Below are 21,461 nucleotides of genomic sequence, written 5' to 3'. Positions count from 1 at the left end.
CAACCTCCCGATGCGTTGTGAATAGCGGTTTAGATCAACCACCTGCTTTCATTACCCATTCAGAGATAAATTTATTACCAGGAACTGGCGGGGAGTACAAATAGCCCTGCAAAAAGTGAACGCCTTTACCGATCATTAAGTCCGCCTGTTCCTGAGTTTCCACCCCTTCAGCCACGATACTCAGACCAGGTTTACGCGCCAGTTCGACAATATTGTCGACAATATGACCGGAGATTTCGTCCACGCTCGCCATTTGCACAAATGACTTATCGATCTTAATAAAATCGACCGGGAACGCCTGCAAGTAACGATAGGTCGCATAACCCGTACCAAAGTCATCCAGCGCAAAGGTAATGTTGTGCTGATGAAGGCTGTCAAATATCGCTCTGGCTTCTGGTGTTACCGGAATAGGGTTACGTTCTGTCAGCTCAAGAACCAGCTTGATTTTATCGTTACCTAATTTCTTAACCAGGTTCAGGCACTCTTTTTCAAATCCCGCAGCCAAGAAACAGCCCGCCGAGACGTTGATACCAATATGGAAGTTGTCCGGCAGCAAATGTTTTACCGGCATCAGAATATCCGCAGTCTGTTTCATCAACTGGCGGGTCATTATGACGATAAGACCAGATGACTCCGCCAGAGGAATAAATTGATCCGGCGGGATGATTCCCGTTTGCGGATGTTCCCAACGAACAAGCACTTCACAACCTGTCAGTACCCCTGTCTGAGCACAAAATACCGGTTGGATCCACGGTTTGAATTCATGGTTTTCCAGCGCCAGACTGATGGCTTCAGGTGTGACAATATGGTGACAACGGTTGTCAGGAAGATAAATTTTATTTTTATTTCCCGTAGCAGTGGTTACCTGCGGGTGATACTGAAAAAAGATATCCCGCCAGAAGGTAATATCACTCTGGATACCTAATTTCTCATACAACTGCTTCTTTTGATGTGAAATTGTCTTTGCACTGCGATTTCTGTACTGTGAGATTTCTGTAACCGACATCCCCTCCATTAGCAGCTTGAGTAAAAGCCGTTCTTTTTCGGACACAATACCAGGCAACGTCAAATTTACCGTTGCGCCGAACTCTTCCAAAAAAACACTCAAATCATGCGAAGCCATTGAACACACCTTGATTAAATCTTGTGCGCCAGCTTAATCTGCTTGTCTTCACTCCGGCAGGAAAAGCTGGCTGCAAGAAAATGACACAGAGAGCCGAATTAGCACCCATTCGGCTCTCTCCTTTTACTTATTATTCAGATCAGAATTGCCACTTAACGCCAATCATTGCAGAGGTGTCATTATATCCCTTATCAGCAACCTGAACGCCCACATTTCCCCAGACATTCAGGTTGGCATTTAGCTGTCCTTCAACACCCGTCTTTATCTCGGCAATATTTCGGGCGCCATCCTGAGTGACTGACACGCCATCCATGCTGGTGCTGAAATCCTTACTGTTATGCAACCAGTTCACTTCCACAAATGGCTGGAACTCGCGGGATTTACCGTCGTCCATTTTATGATGACTCTTCAGCCAGGTTTTTACACCAAGTCGAGTCTGAATGTTGCCGTCACCGCTGCTCCTAACGAGAGTCCCATTGCTTTCGCGGTGCTTATCGGCTTTGACTCCCATCCAGGTAACCTGTGCTTGCGGCTGAACATACCATTCATTACGCGTTCCCTGGCTGCCATTAAATTCAGCTAATTTGTGTTTGTATCCAGCTTCCAGTGAAGCGGTAAATCCTTTTGATTTATAGGATTCACTTTGTAAATCATCACCTTTCACTGTGTTATCAAACCAGCTGTACTGCGCCCAACTGTCGAGATACGCGCCATTATGCGATTCGTCATCAGCATACCAGGTGGCATACAGGCCAGTGCTATATCCATTCACACTCGCTTTTGAACGATAACCGGTTCGCGAGGAAATGGTTTTGCTGTCGCTGTTGCCATATCCCGCCATGACCCCAACATGCCAGCGGTCGCTGCCGTTTTGGCTCCACTGCGCGATGTCGCCTCCCAGTTGCAGAACATAGCGATTGCTTTGGGTTTTCAGCTGGCCGCTGCCATCGCGCCATTTATTATGACCACCTTCATGGCGCATCCACATAGTGGTTTGTTTCTGCTCACCCGTCACCATGTCGGTATAGTACGTATTACCCAGACGCTCATGCAGACGCGTAGTGAACATGGTATTCGCTGCTGCAAGGTTCGCGATGTAGCTACCCGCCTCCGGTCGCAGGTCATTATCCACATTCAGATCCGGCCCCGGCGTCGGCTCTGGAGTCGGAGTCGGAGTCGGATTAGGCTCCGGATTCGGCATCGGCTCTGGCTCCGGTTGCGGTTCAGCTGAATCACCACCACTGGTCAGATACCAGTTTCCGCTGTTTGCCCCCTTACCACGCGCGAGAGTGTAGTCATATGCGCCCGCAACGATACGTCCCGCCTGAACAAATTCCCCCTCAGACTTACCATCAACATGGATAAGTTCGATACCGTTAAGCGTTTTAGCGCCTGTACCACCAGCGTTATTCACCGTAACGGAAGTCGTGCCGCTGGTATCGCCCTCAACAACCAGTTTATCCGTCACTGAATCATCGCCATTCAGTGCCGTATTCATCACCAGTCGGCCGTTATCACTATGGTAGTTCCCCTTCACCACTAACGCGTTGCCCGCTTGCTGTCCAGACTCTCCGGTCATCAGCGTACCGTTGTTAGTCAGGTTGCCGCCCAGGGTGTAATTCACAGGCACAGCCGCTCTTTTTTCAGCGCTATTATTCAACACCAGGGTACCGTTGTTCTCAACATTTGCGCTACCCAATCCCTGTGCATGACTTACCAGAACATTAGCCGAGCTAGCAATATTCATATTAGCCGTCAGGTTGCTGTTATCGCCCGCAAGGTCCAGCGTGCCGTCCTGAATATTCAGCTCCCCGTTCCCCGTTAACGAACCGGCTGAAGTCCCCCCGTTGGCAAGAGTCAGGCTCCCGCCGTTTAAGTTCAGCAGCGAATCGGCGCTCCCATTGAGCGTATCCACGGTCTGGCTGTGACCATTCATATCCAGTTCAGTCTCTGCCGCCAGACGCAGTTCACGGGTATTACCCAACACGTTATCGTTATTCAACAAGAGCGTCCCGCTGCGCAGATCGGTAATACCGGTATAGTCGTTGTCTTTGTTAGAAAGCGATACGGTCTGACCTTTCTGGCTGCTGAATGCCAGGTCACCACTGCCGGTAATCTTTGCGCTGAGATCGGCGGCATTGTCGCTTTTACCGTTTGCACTCAGCACCAGGGCATCGCTGTCGGTAGCCTGCAAATCAAGCTGCGTCAGGCCATAGCCGATATACAGGCCATCATTGTTTACCCCACTCGTCAGACGATAGTCGTAAGTGCCGACGGCCGCTGTTTGTCCATTCTGCTGAATATCACGTTGGGCGCTGCTGGAGAGAATTTGCCCATTTTTATCCTGCAATTGCAGGTTGCCCGCATCGCCCAGAACTTCCGCACCTTGCGCATCAACCAGCTTAATGGCGCTGTTACCATCATCAACTTCAGTAAGCGATAACGCGGAGTCAATATCACGAGATACTGAGCGGACAACGTCACTGTCAGAAACCTGAATCACACCCTCGCCGCGCAGATCCAGCGTTTTACTAACGTTGACCGTCCCTTCTGTCATCTGTGCACCTGCTGTCAGGGCACCAAAATCAACCGTTCCGCCGGAGAATCCCAAAGTGCTAATGGAGTGAGCGCCCTTACCCACTGTTACCAGGCTTCCCTGACCCGCAGTGATCCCGCCTTTCTGCAGAAACTCAGCATTCTTTTCCAGGTTAAATGTCGTGTTCTGGAACGCCAGTGAACCCTGGAACCAGTCTGTATAAGCAAAATCATCGAAGGAGAATTCGTGATTCCCCATGTTTATTTCAACAATGCCTTTACCTTCAAGATCGTTATCAAATACCCAATCTTTGTTGGCATTAATTTGCAATTTGCCATCAACATCCAGATCCGCGTTGCCAATGTTTTTTTCTTCAGAAATAACCGCGACAGCATCGGAAGCAACATCAATATATCCGCTGAATGCATAGTTATTGCCGGTCAACTCCACCGTCCCACTGTCGATACTTATTGTACCGTTGCCGGAGATCTTATTGGCAAAGGTCATGCTATCCTCAGCCTTCAGGTGTAATTTCCCGCGGTTGGTGATATCTGCAGTGCCTATATTTTGGGTGATCCCTAAAGCGCCATTTTGCTCAATTTTGACTTTACCGCTAAAGGCAGAGTTATCACCGGTTAAGTAAGTCGTGCCATTGAGCGCATTGATATAGCCCAGGCCCTCGCTGCCACTGACAATATCCGCGGAAATAGTCGCGTTTTTATCCGTGTGGTTTAAGGTGATTTTCTTATCGGATGTCGAAGCCCAGACAAACTCAATTTTTTCGGCATCAATAATCCCTGCTGCTTTCGCATCACTCCCTTCCTGGGCACCTAACGCCAACTCAGAGTTGGTGCTTAAACTAATAGTCGGCGCAGAAATTTTACCACCTTCCGAAACGGCAAGTGTTGTATCGGAGTTTTGATTATAATAGCCCAGGCTAATTTGCTTCCTGGCATTAACTTCACCGCCGTTATTAACTGACAGGTACTGATCACCACCGTAACTGCTAAAAACGCCCATAAAGAAGGTTTCGGAATTTACCTGGCTACCTTCACCACTGACATTTCCCTGCGTATAAGTCAGACGACTGGTGCCCTTAACATGGATTTTGCCGCCGTTGGAGACGTTAAAATAGCCTTTATCATGTCTCATGCCTGAGTTTGACTCATACAAATCATCAGCATATAACTCGCTGCCAGCATTGGAGACGTTCAGGAAACCTGTACCTTTCAGCAAAAAGTTAAGTGGGCCATTGATACGCACCTTCCCTCCGGTGATATCCAGTCCACCACCAGAAGCGAGAGTCATACGAGGACGCGATGAGTCTGTCGCATCGATTACCAGATTGGCATTATTGGTCACTGTAATACGGTAATCGATGAGCTGGTCAGTTTTGCCAAAAGCATAAGTCTCATCCTTATTCACGATGACATCACCAGAGAACGCCAGAGATGAATATAAACTTATCGCGCTAATTAAAACAGCCCGGGACTTTTTTCCTTTTATTTTGCTTCCCAGTTCAGAGCAAACATTCCAACAGTTACGGGACCTGTTCCACTTTAGCCGATATATTTTATTCATCACAATCTCCAGCAATACATCCAAATAAAACCAAGATTGCATAAACAGCAACGCATAAAATGCCATCCCGGTTGCTGCTCATGGCATATATAAATTCAAAAAAATCGCATAACATTGATAACCACATACCTGGGTATGCAGTTCAGAGAGTAATAATAGATTAACTTACTACCGGACACCTATTTCAAATTAACAATCTTAACTTTACCCTTACATTAGCACCCAGTCTCAAACATATGCGCATTATATGTATCTGAAAGCTCAAATCAACTCAAAATATAAACAAGAAGCAGGCATTACACCCATAATATATAACCAACGAAAGTGATAACTCTAATTAGGTATTTAAATATAAGAATTGTCTTATTAAGAAATATATATGCGCATAAGACTGAATCCATTCAGCTTTCATTAATATAAAATCGTTAATTAATAGAATATAAGATTTACAAGTGACTAAGAGGAATTACAAGATATGAAGTTACAACTATATATAATATATGCATAAAATTCTACAGGGGTTCAATGATTCCCGTACCATATGCAGAGATGGCGCAGTTTTATGCACGTCCTGGAACATCACACTATTCCCTGTGTGTCAATTGTCAGACCGATGAACAGCTCAACGAACTTGTGCGTAATTGCACCGAAACCGCCTTTCCCCGTGCGATGCGTACAGAACAGACTACGACGAGACGGCGGGCCGTATACGAACTGGAGGGCCTGCGCGTGGTGGATTTGGCGAAAAGCACGGCTGCGTATTTTGTGGCGAATGGAATGCCGCTGAGAACTAAAAATTCAGTCGCGACTTGATTTGGCTGTAGGCCTTGTAAGGTTGAGAGTTACCGTTTTGATATGGGACTGAATCCTGCCATAAAAACGTGAGGTAACTCTCATGTTACTCCCTCTCAGCAATCCTCAATGATCAGGTACACCGCCTTTACCGGGCCATGAACCCCGACGACTTTGATAAGCTCAATATCCGCCGTTGAACTGGGGCCACTAATAATGTTAATGCAGGACGGCATACGTTCACCGGACTGCGCTTTCTGATGCAATTGTTCTGCGAGTTGCGCCACACGTGGCAGGATGGTGCTTTTGCGCAGGATAAAAATTGAGGACTCAGGGAGCAAACTCAACGAGCGCCCACGCTCAGCAGCGGAAAAAAGCACCACGCCTCCCGATTCGGTTAAGCCATATTCAGCATACACTACGCCAACTTTAGCCTGCTCTGCCTGCGAGATATTCTCGGCACCTTTCAGCGGATCCCACACGACGGCATTGCATTCCTGCTGTAAACGTTCACTGATCCCCAGTTCTTCCAGTCGCCTGTCGCCACTAACCACAACCGACTGATCTCCCAGCTCTTTACACAGGCGTAATGCAGCATCCGCGGCCTGCGCCTCGCTGATCAGTTCACAACGCGTCAACATGACATCACTGGCAAACTGGATAAACGCGTCACAGCGCTGTTGCTGGTTAAGTTCAGTAAGACGCTCGTTTGCATAGTTGTTAAGCGGTACATCTTCTGTTTGCGGTTCGAGTCGCAACGGACGCCCCAGTGCCTGAGCGATGTTTTGCAAGAATTCGCTTCGATTATCCATTCTTTTTCTCCTGCGCCTGATGTTTCTTAAACCAACTACGGAAACTCTCGCCGTCAGCTTCAGGAAGATCGCGGGCTTCCATCCAGTCGCTAATCGCACCGATCTTGAGTGGTGTTTTGCCGCCACTGATAAACCAGCTTGCCGCATGAGCGCCTGCCATCATTCCGACTTTCCACAATCCCGGATGACTATTGGCATAAGCGAACATTTTAATCGCCCGTTGCTCTGCTTTTGCGGTGATCCCTTTTTCAGCCATCACCCGACGATGGCGCAAAATCAGTTTTGACAGAGGAATACGCACCGGACACACGCTGTCACAAGCTGTGCATAAAGAGCAGGCGTAAGGTAAATCTTTAAAATCTTTATAGCCGCCAAGTAGCGGAGAAATCACCGCGCCGATTGGCCCTGGGTAAATTGAGCCGTATCCGTGACCTCCAATGTGGCGATATGCCGGACAAGTATTCATGCAGGCCCCGCAGCGAATACAGCGCAGCACATCCCGAAATTCAGAGGCCAGCACTTCAGAACGCCCGTTATCAACAATTACCAGATGAAACTCTTCTGGCCCGTCCACATGCCCCGCTTCGCGCGGCCCTGTCAGCCAGGTGTTGTATCCCGTCAAACGTGCGCCAACGGCACTACGCGCCAGCATGGTGATCAATACATCAACCTCGGCAAACGTGGGAGCAATACGCTCCATCCCCATCACCGCGATGTGCGTTTTAGGTAGCGTGGTACACATTCGCGCATTGCCTTCATTGGTCACCAGGCATACCGAACCTGTTTCTGCTACCGCGAAATTACAGCCGGTTATACCGATTTCGGCACTGAGGAAATCTTCACGGATCTTTTGGCGAATGAATAAGGTCATCGCTTCAGGCGTCTCCGGGCCATCATAGCCCAGACGTTCGTGTAGCACCCGGCGGATCTGGTGGCGATCTTTATGGATAGCCGGAACCACAACATGAGATGGCGGATCTTGATCCAACTGAAGAATGTATTCACCCAGATCGGTTTCAATCACCTGAATGCCAGTATCCTGCAACACATGATTGACGCCAATCTCTTCGGTCACCATCGATTTAGATTTCACCACCTTCCGGGCATTTTTGCGTTGGGCGACCTGTAAAATGTAGCGGGTAGCGTCTTCTTTGGTTTTTGCAAAATAGACGTGACCGCCGTTTTGCGACACTTTTTCGGAGAGCTGGTACAGATAAGCGTCAAGATTACTCAGAACATGATCACGTATCTGGCTGGCACGATCGCGCCACTCCTCCCAGTGACCTAATTCATCGACCATTTTTTGCCGATTTGCCCCAATACGCTGCTGCGCGTTTGCCACCGCTTTGCGCATGATCGGATCTTCAATTTGCTGACGGATGCGTGTCTTGAATTCTGTATTACTGGTTTTGATCGACATCTTTATACCCTCAGCGGCTCATCAGCACTTCAGCAATATGCATCACTTTGACTTTCTGCCCTTCCCGTTGTAATCGCCCACTTATATTCAGCAAGCAACTAATGTCGGCACCAATTAAATACTCAGGACAGACCTCCATCAGGTGTGAAACCTTTTCTTTCACCATCTCGCCGGAAATTTCGGCCATTTTGACCGAGAACGTACCGCCAAACCCGCAGCAAGTATCCTGTTCGGCAAAGGGCAACAGCTCCAGTCCGCGTACATTTTTTAGCAGCGTAAGTGGTTCATCCTTCACGCCCAACTTACGGGCCAGACTACAGGATGGATGGTATACCGCCCTCCCTTGCAAGCTGGCGCCTACATCAACGACCCCAAGTGTATTGACAATAAAAGAAGTGAGATCCTGCATACGCGCGGCGACCTTTTCTGCACGTGATGCCCATTCTGGTTCGTCAGCCAGATATGTTGGGTAACTTTTTACGGCGTAAGTGCAGGAACCGGCGGGAGAAATAATGGGATCGTCGTTATCTTCAAGTGCAGCGATCAGATTTTTCATTCCTGGGATCGCTTCTTTGATATAACCACTATTGATCGCAGGCTGACCGCAGCATCCCTGTTTCTCAGGAAAATTTACGCGACAGCCGAGTTTTTCCAGGAGCAGCACGGAGTCACGTGCCATCCTTGATTTCAGGGCATCACCGATACAGGTAACAAAGAAATTTACATTCACAACCAATACTCCATTGCTTCATTTCTATTTATGCCTGATCGCAACCACTCCTTCCGGGTTATCAGACATCAATAAAAATGGCGGCTTTTTTATTGGGTAGCAGAATACAAATTCAAACTGATTTGTATGACAAATCAATAATCCATCATTGGATACCTGGATGCAATAGCTAATTTTATTTCTTTCGGCGTCGCTCACATTTTTATAATGATCGCCACTAACAACATGGAATCATGCATTCGATATAATAACGTCATGAATCCAATCGAATTTATCTTAAACACCCATTTAGAGATACTCATTTGGTATCTGTTAAAACAGTCCACCAAATGAGTATAAATGAAATTATTAACAATAATTACACAAGCATTAATAACTGTAATTTTATCTTACTGAAGCGATTCAGTGTGTTTTTATAATGAGGCCCCGCCTTCGGAAAATATATAATAACATCTGCTATAAGTTATATTTTCAGAGTGCGGGTCAGGTAGTATTCTGATAACTCTAATTAGTTATGTATTTTTACGCCAAGACAGCCACGAACAAACTCAGGATTAAAATGTTTTACGGATTCGCCAACATACCCCAGATCAAGTGAGTTTATTTGCGCCATTTCTTTCTCTGTCAGTGAAAAATCCCAGATAGCGAAGTTCTCTGCAATACGATGCTGATGAGTCGATTTTGGAATAACAACCACTCCCCGTTGAATATTCCAGCGTAGAATTACCTGAGAAATCGATTTTTGGTGAGCATTTGCAATACCCTGAAGCAGGCTGTTTTCAAATGGTTTATGTCTTCCACCGCCTAATGGTGCCCATGCTTCAGGCTGCACGTTGTAGTATTTCATGGTTGCCAGCGCTTCTGGTTGAGCAAAATAGGGATGCAACTCAACCTGGTTGACCATTGGCTTAATTCTGACTGTTTCACAAAAGTTGGCCAGAACATGAGGATAGAAATTGGAAACCCCAATCGCTTTCAGTTTGCCCTCTTCATAAGCCTCTTCCAGTGCACGCCATGCACTGAAATAATCGCGCATTGCCTGGTGCAATAAATAGAGATCAAAGTATTCAAGTCCCGATTTTTTTAATGACGCTTCAATACCTGCTTTTGCCGTATCCTGATCAACCATGTCCTGCACCCATAATTTAGAAGTAATAAACAACTCCTCGCGGGTACAGAAACCTTCCGAAATGGCTTCACGAATAGCCTCGCCGACGGCGTCTTCATTACCATATACCGCTGCAGTGTCGATTAGCCGATAACCGGTTCGGATAGCATTCAACACTGATTGTTTACACACTTCTTTATCGGTAACCTGAAAAACACCAAATCCCATCATCGGCATTTTCAGATTGTTGCTTAATACGGAAAATTCCACTAGCAGTCCCTCCATTACATATGAATCATTAGTCTACGTTAAAACATGACCGCAGATTAGTATGTGGATTTTGATATCACTTATGTAAAAATTTCATTAATAATAGGGGACTGTAATCTCTCTATTATGGGAAAAATGAAGCAGACACGATGAGATTGATGACAAGCACAAAATTGCCTGATGCGCTATGATTATCATGCCGACCAGAGAATCGCAATTTATTGAATTTGCGCTATTTTGTAGGCGGGATAAGTTCCGGTATACACAACAAGCATTTGTCAACAATCTGAGATACTGTCAGTCGCCTGGCCTCGGACCTTTCTGTTTTTGATACACTAATAGCCTTTGTCATACGAAAAATGTACGAAATGGCGAAGGGTAAATGGAGAATGTTATGATCAGGCAGAAGATTTTGCAGCAACTCCTGGAGTGGATTGAGTGCAATCTCGGTAACCCTATCTCAATCGAAGATATCGCACAGAAATCTGGCTACAGTAGACGCAATATCCAGCTCCTGTTCAGAAACTTCATGCATGTGCCGCTGGGAGAATACATTCGCAAACGAAGACTTTGCCGGGCAGCTATTCTTGTCCGACTCACAGCGAAATCTATGCTTGATATTGCACTATCTTTGCATTTTGATTCACAGCAGTCATTCAGTCGCGAATTTAAAAAATTATTCGGCTGCACTCCCCGAGAATACCGACTCCGTGATTATTGGGATCTGGAAAATATCTTCCCTCCATTTTTAGCACGCCAACATACAAAAACTGATTGCATATTAATTCATTTCCCTGAAACACGTATTTTTGGCAATTCATTTAAGTATGATACTGAAATATCGAATAAATCACCGGATGAAGAAGTCAAATTGCGACGTCATCATTTAGCCAGGTGTATGAAGGATTTTAAGACGGATATCTATTTCGTCTCAACGTTTAAACCATCAACAAAGTCGGTCGATTTACTCACAGTTGAAACCTTTGCTGGTACGGTATGTGAATATGCTGACATGCCGAAAGAGTGGACAACGACCCGAGGAGTTTATGCCTCTTTCCGTTATGAAGGAAACTGGGAACATTACTCTGACTGGGTTCGGAACATCTATCTGATAGAGTTGCCTGCCAGGGGGTTAGCCAGAGTGAACGGCAGCGATATTGAGCGATTTTATTACAATGAAGATTTCGTAGAAAAAGATGGCAATGATGTTGTTTGCGAAATTTTTATCCCCGTTCGTCCGGTTTAGTTTGTCGCTATGTCTTATTGAGTTTTATCCTGGCCTGCTACTGTTTAATCAGTAGCAGGCCAGGTATTCAGTGAATAATGGCGTTGAACATGTCAACACCATTATTCTTTACTACATCGTCGCTTTTATTTCTCCTCCTCGCCCTTTTCAGTATCTGCAGCCACGGCGTTAATTGTCACCTTCACAGGCTTCATTTCGTACCCGCCATACGTCAGTGCGTGGAATGTGAACGTATAGAGACCCGGCTTCTTGGTACTAAATGTACGCGTAATTTTCCCGCTCGAGAAATGGTCGGCCTTCGACGGCGAGAACTTATAATCCGCCTCTGTCACGTCTTTCGGAGCCTCAATGTCGACCCACATAGTTCCTCCTACGGGGTTTTTTGCCGAGAACAGGGTAACCGTCATTGTTGCAGTCTTTACCCCATCCGCCACCAGAGAATCTACATCAGATGATGCGGCGAGCACCGCGTTTTTATCATCCGCGACGAATTTAGATTCGGCAGTTTTCGTCGATTCCTGACCGTTGCTCTGACTCACTTTCGCCGTGAGTGTATATTTCGCTGCGACAGTGGTCGTGGCGGTGAAAATAGCCTGTCCTTGCTCATTAGTTTTCGCCGTCCCATCGGGAGTCAGCTCTAACTTCGCCGGGCTGGCGGTCAGCGTCACCTCGCTATCTTTCAACAGGTTGTTATTGGCATCAGTCACCGTAACTTTATACGTCTGTTTGGCTTTGCCATCCGCCAGTGCATAGTTGCCAATCACCTCAATACCGGAGACGGTTGCGGTAGCCTTATCGGCCACAAACGTTACAGTCTGCGTATTCGAAGGCTTGTCATTTCCTGCCGACGCCGTGATTTCATACGTTCCGGCAGTCACGGAAACCACTTTCAGTACCGCTTTACCCTCCTCGTTGGCGTTCACCATGATATTACCGTCTGCAAGCGGTTTGACGCCCCGAGGCAGATTAAAGACGACCACAGCGCCAGGAAGAAGGTTGTCGTATTGATCCTTAACCGTTGCCGTCAGCGTAAAGGCATCTTTGTCGTTTGCCACTTTTTCCGCGGCGTCATCAACCTCCAGGGTCGCCTGACCGGTACTGAAATCCGCTTTAAATTTCACCGTAACCGTCTTCTGAGCACCATTCACCGAAGCGGTAATATTGTGTTCCCCGGCAACCGTTGACATCAGCTCAATGTTGGCTTTACCTGCCGCATCGGTTGTTACCGTATTCCCCGTCTTGCTGGTCACACCTTTCGGCAGAGTCAGCGTCACATTTTGTCCCTGCAACGGGTTGCCATAGCGGTCCACAACGGTCAGGGTTACCTGGTTAGTCGACTGTCCATTTGCCACTTGGTTATCAACCTTCACCGTCATATCACTGATCACTGCCTGGGAAGCGTCACCTGCAACATTCAGCACCAGTGGCTGAGCAACGGCATTTTGGCCGTTCACTCGCGGCATCACAGACAACTGACCCGCGGCAGAGCCCAGAGTTAAGGTCGCCACGTAGACCCCATTACTTGTTTCTGTCCAGTCTCCTGTTGAAGGTCGCTCTGTCCCCGTGCTGGCGGCACCACTAAACTGCGGTGCATCTGGCTTCAACCCGGTGACAAGGTTCCCATACGCATCCTTCACGGTGAAGGTGAGTTTCGTCGTCGCTTTGACGGTCGGAGCCTCATTGTCCGCAACAAGCGTAGAGTTCGCTGATGACATATCCCCGGCGACGACAGTCAACCGCGCAGCATCGGTGGCTGCTGGCTGGCCGTTGAATAGCGGCATAACGAGAAGCTCACCTGTCTTTCCGCCTGCGGTCAGCGTAGCGACATAGGAACCATCGCCTTGCTCGGTCCAGTTGGATACCGTCGCCCCTGCAGATGCAACACCTGTCAGGGTTGCCGACAGGGAAAGGCCGCTGATAGCGTTGCCATGCGCATCTTTTGCAATAAGCGTCACGGTTGTGCTTTCTCCTGCTTTTACGTGATCTTTTGCCACAGAGACTGTCGACTGGCCTGAAGATAAAGCATCAGCCACCACGGTCACTTTAGCCGCACTAGCTGCCGCGTCCTGTCCATTGAGCTTCGGCATAACCACTAATTCACCCGCCGTAGTGCCGAGAGAAATCTGCGCGGTCCAGGTCCCGTCGCCATTATCCGTCCAGCCTGATGCCTTAGAACCCGTAGCGGCTGCGCCCGATAATGACGGTGCATCCGGATTGAGGCCAGTTACAGGGTTGCCATTGGCATCTTTTGCCGCCCAGATTGCCGTAAGCGTACCGCCAACCACCGGTTTTTCTGGATTCAGGGTGATAGTCGAATGTGCTGCATCAAGCGGCCCGGCGACAAACTTCAGCGTTTGTTGCAATGAGCCCAACTGATACTGCTCGCTAAAGGCACGCACAACAACGTTTCCGGCACGGGTCGAAGAAACCGTAGCGCTGTAAACGCCTGGTTTTATCTCCGAAACGGCGCCAATGGTGACACCACTGCTATCCTGCGGAACAAATCGCAAGCGGCTGGCCTCTCCCGTCACCGGGTTGCCATCAGTATCCACCGCAGTCAGCGTCAGCGTGTGGGATTGCTGACCATCGGCAACCACGTCTCCTGAAGATTCATTCACGCTCAGAGTAGACTTCGACACATCCATCATCGTGGCGCGCAATTCTGCAGTGACGGTTTTGCTCATGCCATCAACGCTAACCGTAATCGTTGCCTCACCTGATTGCGTTCCGGTAGTAAAGACAGACTGGTACACCCCAGCTTCAGTTTCGGTGAACTCACTCAGTGTTGGCTGTGCCTGTGATTTAGTGGCCTTCAGGGTACGTGTCACAATATTTCCAGCCGGTTTGAACGTCAGCTCAGACTTGATCTGATCTTTCATACCCGTGACTGGCTGCCCCTCTGCATCGCGCAGAGAAAGCACCAGTGGCTTTTGCTCACTACCGTTAGCAAGCATTTGGATACGGCTCTGACCGTCAAGCGTTAACGCCGTGCGCTCGGCACTCATACCTGCTCCGGTAATGACCACCTCTGTCTGCACGCGTTTTGAGGCATTGCCTTTGTTATCGTAGGCAACCGCAGAAATCGCATAATAATTGTTTTTGCCTGCCTGATAAGCCGGGAGCGTCACTTGCCACTGATTACCCTGCCCAGTAATTTTTCCGCCTGCGGCCAGCAAAGACGGCGCTTCCCATTGAACATTTTTCAGACCGTGAGTTGCTTTGCTTACCACAAGCCCCAGGGAAACCGTCTGCCCGCCCTTACCTTCAATGCGCTCAGGCAGAGCAATACGGATCACTTCAGATTTGCGATACTCAAGAACGATATTGTTATTACGCTCAACCAGGTCATAGCGGCTGCCTGCCAGTACCCGACGCTCGCGAATGCTATCCGTATCGAGTTGTTTCGCCAAAGGTTCGCCAATTCGGTAGTTAACTTCCAGGCCAAAGCGAGTGTCATTCTCACCGCTCTTGCCCTGCTTATGCCCGGCGCTCAGTGTCAGAAGAGGCACTGGCGTATAGGTCACCTCGGCAGAAATAGCATGCGGGTCTTTCTGGCGCTTATCTTTACCAAACAGCCCGACTTCATCGCCATAATACTGTTCATACATCAGGCTTGCGCCAAGCTGCGGCCAGGCAGGTAAATAGCCCTCTGCGCGGATATCCCAACCATTCGCCGGGCGTTCCTGATAATCCTCAATATCCGGCGATTTTTTCCAGCCAGAAGCGCGGATATAACCATTGGCGCTCAGTTTCAGATAATCGCGCCAGTATTCCGCACCAACACCAATGCGGGTATGACTACGGGATAAATCATGGTCGATAAAGGTGTTCACCCCTGCCATCCAGTCATTTCCTGAAAAATGACGCCAGCCAAAACCAATATTTGACTGAGTACGATCGTCTGTACGATGTATTGCCCCTTGAGTGAACAACATATTTGTCGGTGTATCATAAATCGGATAAAGCATTTCCAGCGAAGAATCCTTCAGCGAGAAATCTTTATCGACATTCAGTTTGACGCGCGCAGTACCATATTTTCCGAGCCACTCCTGGATTTCCTGGGTAGCTTTAGTGGTGGCCATCCCGGTAATAAAATTACGTGTCGCATCGCTATCTGGCTGACTACTCAAAAATGTCCCGGCATTTGCGGCAAACGACGCGACATTTTTCTCCACATTATTATCAGCAGTTACCGTGGTATTTTCCATGCTCAACCGTGGCTGAACCGCATTCTGCGCACGTGCCGCCATTACCGGCGTAAAGGTGACTGCGAGTGGAAAAAGAACTTGAACAGAGATATTTGCCCACGCCACGCAGCGGGCCAGAACTGAATAACGAAATCGTGGTTGTTTATGACCTGTTTTATAACGTGACATTGAGATAATTTCCTGATGAACGAATTAACGAACATAGGCAGACACAAATAATGGCGTCCGCTTGTCAGAAAAACCGGGAATTTCCCGGTTTCCTTTTCCGCAGAAAAGGAAATACCTTTATGTAAGAAAGTACACCGCCACCTAATATATCCAGTGCCTGTAGCCACTCATCAGGTGGTTGGGCGCGGGATTATATTTTTATTTATGGGTGAAAATTTAGCTTTTTGTGCAAGTCATTAAATAGATACCTAAGTTATATTTCTTAGTCTGCGGACAGTGAATAATTCATTATTCAGAGTGAATAATAATGACCTGCCTTTAATTTATCACGATTGGCAATACGTCGAAGTAGGTATATACGCCAGGATAAACCAATATATTTTTTATGGATATTCATTTTCCTTCATCGGACTGTAAATTCCGGGGATATCGAACTTGCACTACTCATCTCAACACTCAAACAGATTTATGAATTTCGTTCATAACCCCTGACAGATCCTGCCGTCTAATCGAGCTCTTCCCTTTACGTTATGCTTCTCATGAACGATAACGGAAGGATAACACCATGCAAAAAGTAAAACTGAACAACGGTATTGAAATGCCCCTGCTGGGCTTTGGTGTATTTCAGATGACCGATGCCGCCGAATGCGAAAGAGCGGTCATTGACGCTATTAACACCGGTTATCGACTGATTGACACCGCCGCCTCCTATCAAAATGAAACCCAGGTCGGGAACGCACTGAAACAAAGCGGTATCGCCCGTAACGAGCTCTTTGTCACCACCAAACTCTGGTTGCAGGATACCAGTTACGAAGGGGCCAAAGCCCAGTTCGAACGCTCTTTGAATCGGTTGCAACTTGATTATGTTGACCTGTATTTGATTCACCAGCCATACGGTGATGTCCACGGTGCCTGGCGCGCCATGGAAGAACTGCAACAGGCAGGCAAGATCCGCGCTATTGGCGTCAGTAACTTCCATCCTGACCGACTGGCTGACCTTATCGCCTTTAATAAAGTCGTTCCGGCGGTAAACCAGATTGAAGTTAACCCCTTCAACCAGCAATTACAGGCCGTTCCGTGGATGCAAAGTCGTGGCATTCAGCCAGAAGCCTGGGCACCGTTTGCGGAAGGGAAAAATGGTCTGTTCCAGCATCCGGTATTGACGGCAATTGGCGCGAAGTATGGCAAAAGCGTGGGCCAGGTTGTTCTGCGCTGGATCTACCAACGAGGCATTGTTTCACTGGCAAAATCAGTGCGAAAAGAACGCATGGAAGAGAACATCAACATTCTCAATTTTGAACTCAGCCCTGAAGATATGCTGCAAATTACCGCCCTGGATACCACAACCAGCGCGTTCTTCTCTCACCGCGATCCCGCAATGGTGGAATGGCTGACTGGCCGCAAACTTGATGTTTAAGCCGCGATAAAAGAGGTATTCATTCAATGCAAAAACGTTATCTGGGTAAATCCGGACTCGAAGTCTCCGCCCTTGGGCTCGGTTGCATGGGCTTAAGCCACGGCTACGGCCCGGCGACCGATACCCGTCAGGCTATCGAACTTATTCGTGCTGCGGTTGAACGTGGCGTCACCTTCTTCGATACCGCCGAAGTGTATGGTCCGTATCTGAATGAAGAAGTGGTCGGCGAAGCCTTAAAACCGTTTCGTGACCGCGTGGTAATTGCCACTAAATTCGGTTTTACCTTCGGCGATGATAATAAACAGCAGATTTTAAACAGCCGTCCGGAACATATCCGTGAAGCCGTTGAAGGCTCATTACGCCGTCTTAAGACTGATGTCATTGACCTTCTGTATCAACACCGTGTTGATCCGGATGTTCCTATTGAAGATGTTGCAGGAACGGTGAAAGACCTAATTGCAGAAGGGAAGGTCAAACATTTCGGCCTGTCTGAAGCGGGAGCACAAACCATTCGTCGTGCACATGCGGTACAACCTGTCACCGCCCTGCAAAGCGAATATTCCATGTGGTGGCGTGAGCCTGAACAGGAAATTCTGCCGTTGCTGGAGGAACTGGGGATTGGTTTTGTACCCTTCAGCCCACTAGGTAAAGGTTTCCTGACGGGGTCGATTAAGCCAGGAACCACTTTCGGCAAGGATGATTATCGTAGCACCGTACCGCGTTTCGCGGCACAAGCTATTGAAGCCAATGAAAAACTGGTCACCTTGTTAGGTGAACTGGCCGCGGAGAAAGGGGTAACATCTGCACAAATCGCACTGGCATGGCTGTTAGCACAAAAGCCATGGATTGTACCCATCCCTGGCACCACTAAACTGCACCGGCTGGAAGAAAACCTGGGTGCTGTCGACATTGTTCTTTCGCGCAATGATACGCAGCAGATAACCGAGGCACTGGAAACAATTAAAATCGTCGGTGAACGTTACTCGCCTGAGCACCAGGCACGCGTAGGCCGTTAATGCCCAAACGGGTCCACAACAAAATGTGGACCCGTTACTCTGAATACGATCAACAGCGCAAAAGCTGGCGGATGCTGCTTGTGGCTGGGGTAGTAAAGGTAATATCCTGGAAAAGTTGGCCCCCCCCTCCTGCAACACCTGAATAAGCTTGCCTGACTTTACATACTTCTGAACCATGTCTTCAGAGAAAGCGATCCCAAACCCTGATAACGCGGCATCAATTCTTACTGGCAATGGGCTACACGTCAGTTGCCCCTCAACCTTGACGCGAAGTGGTTTCCCTTCTCGCTCGAACTCCCAGTGGTAAAGCCCACCGGCGGTTGGCAAACGCATATTGATGCAGCGATGATTTTGTAGCTCGTGAGGCGTTTCAGGTAAGGCGTTAGCGGCAAAATACTCCGGAGCCCCCACCACGGCCATCCGCATCTCTGGTCCAATCCGCACTGCAATCATATCCTTATCCACACTTTTCAAAGCGCACTCATGAAGGGCGTTCATAGATACAATTATTTTAGCCACATTACTGACAATTATGATAATTGATAATCTGTATGTATCGAAAATAAAGATTAATTATCATGAGGTTTACCATGAAAATACTCGTTGCAGGAGCAACAGGATGCATCGGTATTCATGTAGTAAATACCGCTATTGCAATGGGTCATCAGCCCGTGGATCTGGTCAGTACCCTGAGCAACGACGCCGCTAAAAATAAAACATTCGAACTGGTCGCAGAACGAGGAGAAGCGCAGCAGGATCTGCCCCCTCTGTTTGCAAACCTGCAGAGTGATAATCCTCAAAAAAACGATGGGGTTTTGGATATAGACAATATGCCTCTGCGTGAAGAACCTGAATGTATTATTAATGACCTGAATCTGCACACCAAGGTTAACTAATTTTAAAATATGACAATTTTATCATATAGCGGTCAGTATTATGACAGCTTTAATCTGTACAATTATCAGGAAAGAGACGTTCTCTCCTATATTAATTCATTTTCAAACATATAACTTAGATTAGGTATTAGTTATGAAAACACTACTTGTTACTACATTAGTCATGGGCTTTATTTCGGTGAATGTTGCATTTGCAGCGCAAGAAATTAATCATACAGATGGCAAAGAAAAGATTGGTGTAATCTCAGCCAGCAATGCCTTGACGCTTGATGAGTTATCGAATGCGCTTTCTCGTAAGGCTGATGAGCAAGGAGCAACGTCGTTCAAAATCCTGTCTACCACGGGGAATAACAAACTGCACGGAGTTGCTGAAATCTATAAGTAAATAGTAAATGATGTGCCATGGACTGTTTATCATGAGCATCGGTTCCATGGCTTGTCCTTACGACGAAAATGCAGTCTCAGCAGATTGTAAACACGGTACATTTCTAAGTGTGAATAGCACAATTATGCGGGGATCATACAAGGAGAGCAGCGTAATCCTCAGGGCCAATCTCAGCGTAAACTATGGATCACTTGTGTGCGATTAGTAATAATTGATGTAATACATCTTTCCAAATTTGTGATACAGTTCAAAAAATTGGTTGACCAAACTCGTTATCTATATAAGAGGCGCTTATGAGGTGCGCTCTTTTTTAAAGCGAGGAAATACCAATGAAAGAGAATAAGATACAAGAAATCAGTAATAAGCTGATTAATATTGTTGTTTTGGTTGCAGTTGTAGAATATGCTTATTTATTCCTCCATTACTATTAATTACATCTAAAAACAATTCCCTTAGGTGATATTTAAAATATGTATCCTCCACCTACTTTGTAAGAGTTATGTCAGTGGGGAAGGATATTCGTACAGTTTCGAAGGGAAGTTTAAAGAAACCGTATTTGTGCCGCACTAAAAGAGATTGCGCATTGAGTCAGCATTTTAGTTACCCAATGCGCATGTTGGTTCACCAAATTGTTACTTTGGCTGCGTGATAAATAATCAGCCGGTAAAGCAAGGCTCACCCACATTCTCAATGCGTTCATACCGATCAGCGGGTAGTGACATAAATCAGCATGAATAGTGCCGTCACCAACGATAGCCAACAACATCTCTCACTTCCGGCACGTTCAGTTAGCTGCGGGAATCCCACATATCCAGACTGTCAGATTGTGAAGCGAAAAGGACGGCTATATGTCATTTGCAAATCTAATCCCCGCTTTAAGGCTGTTCAGAGGCGCAAGAAAAAGCGTTAACTCTGAGTTTGAAGGTTCAACGACACCTGGCTGGCTGCATAATCATGCCTGATTAACGCTGGTGTATTCAGTGCGCCAGCATTAACTTTCCTGCAAACGTATCTTCTTACTCATTAATGGCTTGCTACCTGCTGATGCTGTGTATGAGCCGCATCAACCGCTTTTTGATACCATTTTTTAGCCAGTTGTGGATTTTTCTCTACGCCCAATCCCAAAGAATAAATATCACCTAAAGCCACAAAACTGGGAGCAGTGATATGATCCATTCTGCTGATATGTTTAAGATAAAGGTTTATCGCTTTTTGATAATCGCGTTTTACGCCATTACCTTGTTCATAAAGTTTAGCCAGACGATACTGCGCCGTAATATCATTATTTTTATCGCCTTTCTTATAATATTTCGCCGCTTTATTATAATCCTGAGGAACGCCTAATCCTCTTTCATAAATAATCCCAAGATAACGTGCAGCTTTCATTTCTCCCGCCTGGTCAGCTTGCTCAAAAAGGCTTAAGGCTTTTGCATAATCAAACGGTACGCCATATCCATTAAGATATAAAATCCCTAAATCCAGTTTCGCGCGGGGGTTTCCGCTGGCTGCTGATTTCGTCAACCATTTAAAAGACTCAGTATAATTCACCGTTTGATTGTAGTTTCCATTCAGGTATGCTTCCCCCAATCTGGCTTGCGCTTCTGCATCTCCCTGAGCAGAGCGCGTTATTATTTCATCAAAATTCATTTTTGGTGGAGTATCTGCATATACAGATGCAGAAAAAAATAGAATTACAAATAATAACGCCTTCATTCTGTCTCTCGGTAAAAATGACTGCCAACACGATACCTGA

General features: G+C 47.2%; 15 protein-coding genes and 2 pseudogenes. 7 read left to right on the top strand and 10 right to left on the bottom strand.

Annotated features, from left to right (window positions below):
• Positions 1 to 34 precede the first annotated feature (34 nt).
• The 6 genes from D9738_RS22630 to D9738_RS22605 form a co-directional block, all read right to left on the bottom strand.
• Positions 35 to 1,123 carry an EAL domain-containing protein gene (locus D9738_RS22630; RefSeq protein ID WP_130209778.1) on the bottom strand — a complete coding sequence of 363 codons (1,089 nt, stop codon included), beginning with the start codon at positions 1,121 to 1,123 and terminating at the stop codon, positions 35 to 37.
• 139 nt (positions 1,124 to 1,262) lie between these two features.
• Positions 1,263 to 5,240, bottom strand: a complete 3,978-nt coding sequence (locus D9738_RS22625; RefSeq protein ID WP_130261243.1) for an autotransporter outer membrane beta-barrel domain-containing protein — start codon at positions 5,238 to 5,240, stop codon at positions 1,263 to 1,265.
• A gap of 908 nt (positions 5,241 to 6,148) precedes the next feature.
• Positions 6,149 to 6,844, bottom strand: coding sequence for a lactate utilization protein C (locus tag D9738_RS22620; protein ID WP_130261242.1), 696 nt, complete (start codon positions 6,842 to 6,844; stop codon positions 6,149 to 6,151).
• Complete coding sequence (locus D9738_RS22615) at positions 6,837 to 8,264, bottom strand: LutB/LldF family L-lactate oxidation iron-sulfur protein (RefSeq protein ID WP_130261241.1); 1,428 nt, start codon at positions 8,262 to 8,264, stop codon at positions 6,837 to 6,839. The genes D9738_RS22620 and D9738_RS22615 overlap by 8 nt, the downstream gene beginning before the upstream one ends.
• Positions 8,265 to 8,274: 10 nt before the next feature.
• Positions 8,275 to 8,994, bottom strand: a complete 720-nt coding sequence (locus D9738_RS22610) for a (Fe-S)-binding protein (protein WP_130218352.1) — start codon at positions 8,992 to 8,994, stop codon at positions 8,275 to 8,277.
• A 508-nt stretch (positions 8,995 to 9,502) separates the two neighbouring features.
• Positions 9,503 to 10,372 (bottom strand): aldo/keto reductase, encoded by an 870-nt coding sequence (locus D9738_RS22605; RefSeq protein WP_130261240.1) that lies wholly within the window; start codon positions 10,370 to 10,372, stop codon positions 9,503 to 9,505.
• A 394-nt stretch (positions 10,373 to 10,766) separates the two neighbouring features.
• Between D9738_RS22605 and D9738_RS22600 the strand changes: the two genes are divergently transcribed.
• Positions 10,767 to 11,618 (top strand): helix-turn-helix domain-containing protein, encoded by an 852-nt coding sequence (locus tag D9738_RS22600; RefSeq protein WP_130261239.1) that lies wholly within the window; start codon positions 10,767 to 10,769, stop codon positions 11,616 to 11,618.
• A gap of 125 nt (positions 11,619 to 11,743) precedes the next feature.
• On the opposite strand, the gene fdeC is transcribed toward D9738_RS22600, so the two are convergent.
• On the bottom strand, positions 11,744 to 15,994 hold the full coding sequence (gene fdeC, locus D9738_RS22595) for an inverse autotransporter adhesin FdeC (RefSeq protein WP_130261238.1): 4,251 nt from the start codon (positions 15,992 to 15,994) through the stop codon (positions 11,744 to 11,746).
• A 565-nt stretch (positions 15,995 to 16,559) separates the two neighbouring features.
• Here fdeC and D9738_RS22590 point away from each other — a divergent pair.
• A complete protein-coding gene (locus tag D9738_RS22590) occupies positions 16,560 to 17,411 on the top strand; it encodes an aldo/keto reductase (RefSeq protein ID WP_130261237.1) in 852 nt (283 codons plus the stop codon).
• Between the two features lie 26 nt (positions 17,412 to 17,437).
• Positions 17,438 to 18,427: an aldo/keto reductase gene (locus D9738_RS22585; protein ID WP_130218362.1), complete on the top strand. Its 990-nt coding sequence runs from the start codon at positions 17,438 to 17,440 to the stop codon at positions 18,425 to 18,427.
• On the opposite strand, the pseudogene D9738_RS22580 reads toward D9738_RS22585, so the two are convergent.
• Positions 18,424 to 18,898 (bottom strand): annotated as a pseudogene (locus tag D9738_RS22580) (LysR substrate-binding domain-containing protein); the annotation flags it as partial. The gene D9738_RS22585 and the pseudogene D9738_RS22580 overlap by 4 nt on opposite strands.
• Positions 18,899 to 19,017: 119 nt before the next feature.
• Here D9738_RS22580 and D9738_RS22575 point away from each other — a divergent pair.
• From D9738_RS22575 to ykgR, 3 genes are all read left to right on the top strand, one after another.
• On the top strand, positions 19,018 to 19,323 hold the full coding sequence (locus D9738_RS22575) for a hypothetical protein (protein ID WP_130261236.1): 306 nt from the start codon (positions 19,018 to 19,020) through the stop codon (positions 19,321 to 19,323).
• Positions 19,324 to 19,456: 133 nt separating this feature from the next.
• Positions 19,457 to 19,708 carry a DUF1471 domain-containing protein gene (locus D9738_RS22570; protein WP_130210792.1) on the top strand — a complete coding sequence of 84 codons (252 nt, stop codon included), beginning with the start codon at positions 19,457 to 19,459 and terminating at the stop codon, positions 19,706 to 19,708.
• 329 nt (positions 19,709 to 20,037) lie between these two features.
• A complete protein-coding gene (ykgR, locus tag D9738_RS22565; RefSeq protein WP_064530486.1) occupies positions 20,038 to 20,139 on the top strand; it encodes a small membrane protein YkgR in 102 nt (33 codons plus the stop codon).
• Positions 20,140 to 20,249: 110 nt separating this feature from the next.
• Here ykgR and D9738_RS24855 read toward each other — a convergent pair whose 3' ends face one another.
• A complete protein-coding gene (locus D9738_RS24855) occupies positions 20,250 to 20,474 on the bottom strand; it encodes a hypothetical protein (RefSeq protein WP_165383358.1) in 225 nt (74 codons plus the stop codon).
• A gap of 42 nt (positions 20,475 to 20,516) precedes the next feature.
• Between D9738_RS24855 and rpmJ the strand changes: the two are divergent.
• Positions 20,517 to 20,618, top strand: a pseudogene (gene rpmJ, locus D9738_RS22560) (50S ribosomal protein L36); the annotation flags it as partial.
• A gap of 113 nt (positions 20,619 to 20,731) precedes the next feature.
• Here rpmJ and D9738_RS22555 read toward each other — a convergent pair.
• On the bottom strand, positions 20,732 to 21,421 hold the full coding sequence (locus tag D9738_RS22555) for a tetratricopeptide repeat protein (RefSeq protein WP_130261235.1): 690 nt from the start codon (positions 21,419 to 21,421) through the stop codon (positions 20,732 to 20,734).
• Between the last annotated feature and the right edge of the window lie 40 nt (positions 21,422 to 21,461).

Origin of the sequence: Escherichia sp. E10V5, assembly GCF_004212315.1 — a bacterium.
Classification (GTDB): Bacteria; Pseudomonadota; Gammaproteobacteria; order Enterobacterales; family Enterobacteriaceae; genus Escherichia.
This window is presented reverse-complemented; position numbering and strand designations above follow the sequence as displayed.

Bases quoted from the DNA above. Each gene is read 5' to 3' on its own strand.
- D9738_RS22630 (WP_130209778.1), bottom strand. From the start codon at position 1,123: ATGGCTTCGCATGATTTGAGTGTTTTTTTGGAAGAGTTCGGCGCAACG.
- D9738_RS22625 (WP_130261243.1), bottom strand. From the start codon at position 5,240: ATGAATAAAATATATCGGCTAAAGTGGAACAGGTCCCGTAACTGTTGG.
- D9738_RS22590 (WP_130261237.1), top strand. From the start codon at position 16,560: ATGCAAAAAGTAAAACTGAACAACGGTATTGAAATGCCCCTGCTGGGC.
- D9738_RS22600 (WP_130261239.1), top strand. From the start codon at position 10,767: ATGATCAGGCAGAAGATTTTGCAGCAACTCCTGGAGTGGATTGAGTGC.
- ykgR (WP_064530486.1), top strand. From the start codon at position 20,038: ATGAAAGAGAATAAGATACAAGAAATCAGTAATAAGCTGATTAATATT.
- D9738_RS22585 (WP_130218362.1), top strand. From the start codon at position 17,438: ATGCAAAAACGTTATCTGGGTAAATCCGGACTCGAAGTCTCCGCCCTT.
- D9738_RS22570 (WP_130210792.1), top strand. From the start codon at position 19,457: ATGAAAACACTACTTGTTACTACATTAGTCATGGGCTTTATTTCGGTG.
- D9738_RS22555 (WP_130261235.1), bottom strand. From the start codon at position 21,421: ATGAAGGCGTTATTATTTGTAATTCTATTTTTTTCTGCATCTGTATAT.
- D9738_RS22620 (WP_130261242.1), bottom strand. From the start codon at position 6,844: ATGGATAATCGAAGCGAATTCTTGCAAAACATCGCTCAGGCACTGGGG.
- D9738_RS22575 (WP_130261236.1), top strand. From the start codon at position 19,018: ATGAAAATACTCGTTGCAGGAGCAACAGGATGCATCGGTATTCATGTA.
- D9738_RS24855 (WP_165383358.1), bottom strand. From the start codon at position 20,474: ATGTTGTTGGCTATCGTTGGTGACGGCACTATTCATGCTGATTTATGT.
- D9738_RS22615 (WP_130261241.1), bottom strand. From the start codon at position 8,264: ATGTCGATCAAAACCAGTAATACAGAATTCAAGACACGCATCCGTCAG.
- fdeC (WP_130261238.1), bottom strand. From the start codon at position 15,994: ATGTCACGTTATAAAACAGGTCATAAACAACCACGATTTCGTTATTCA.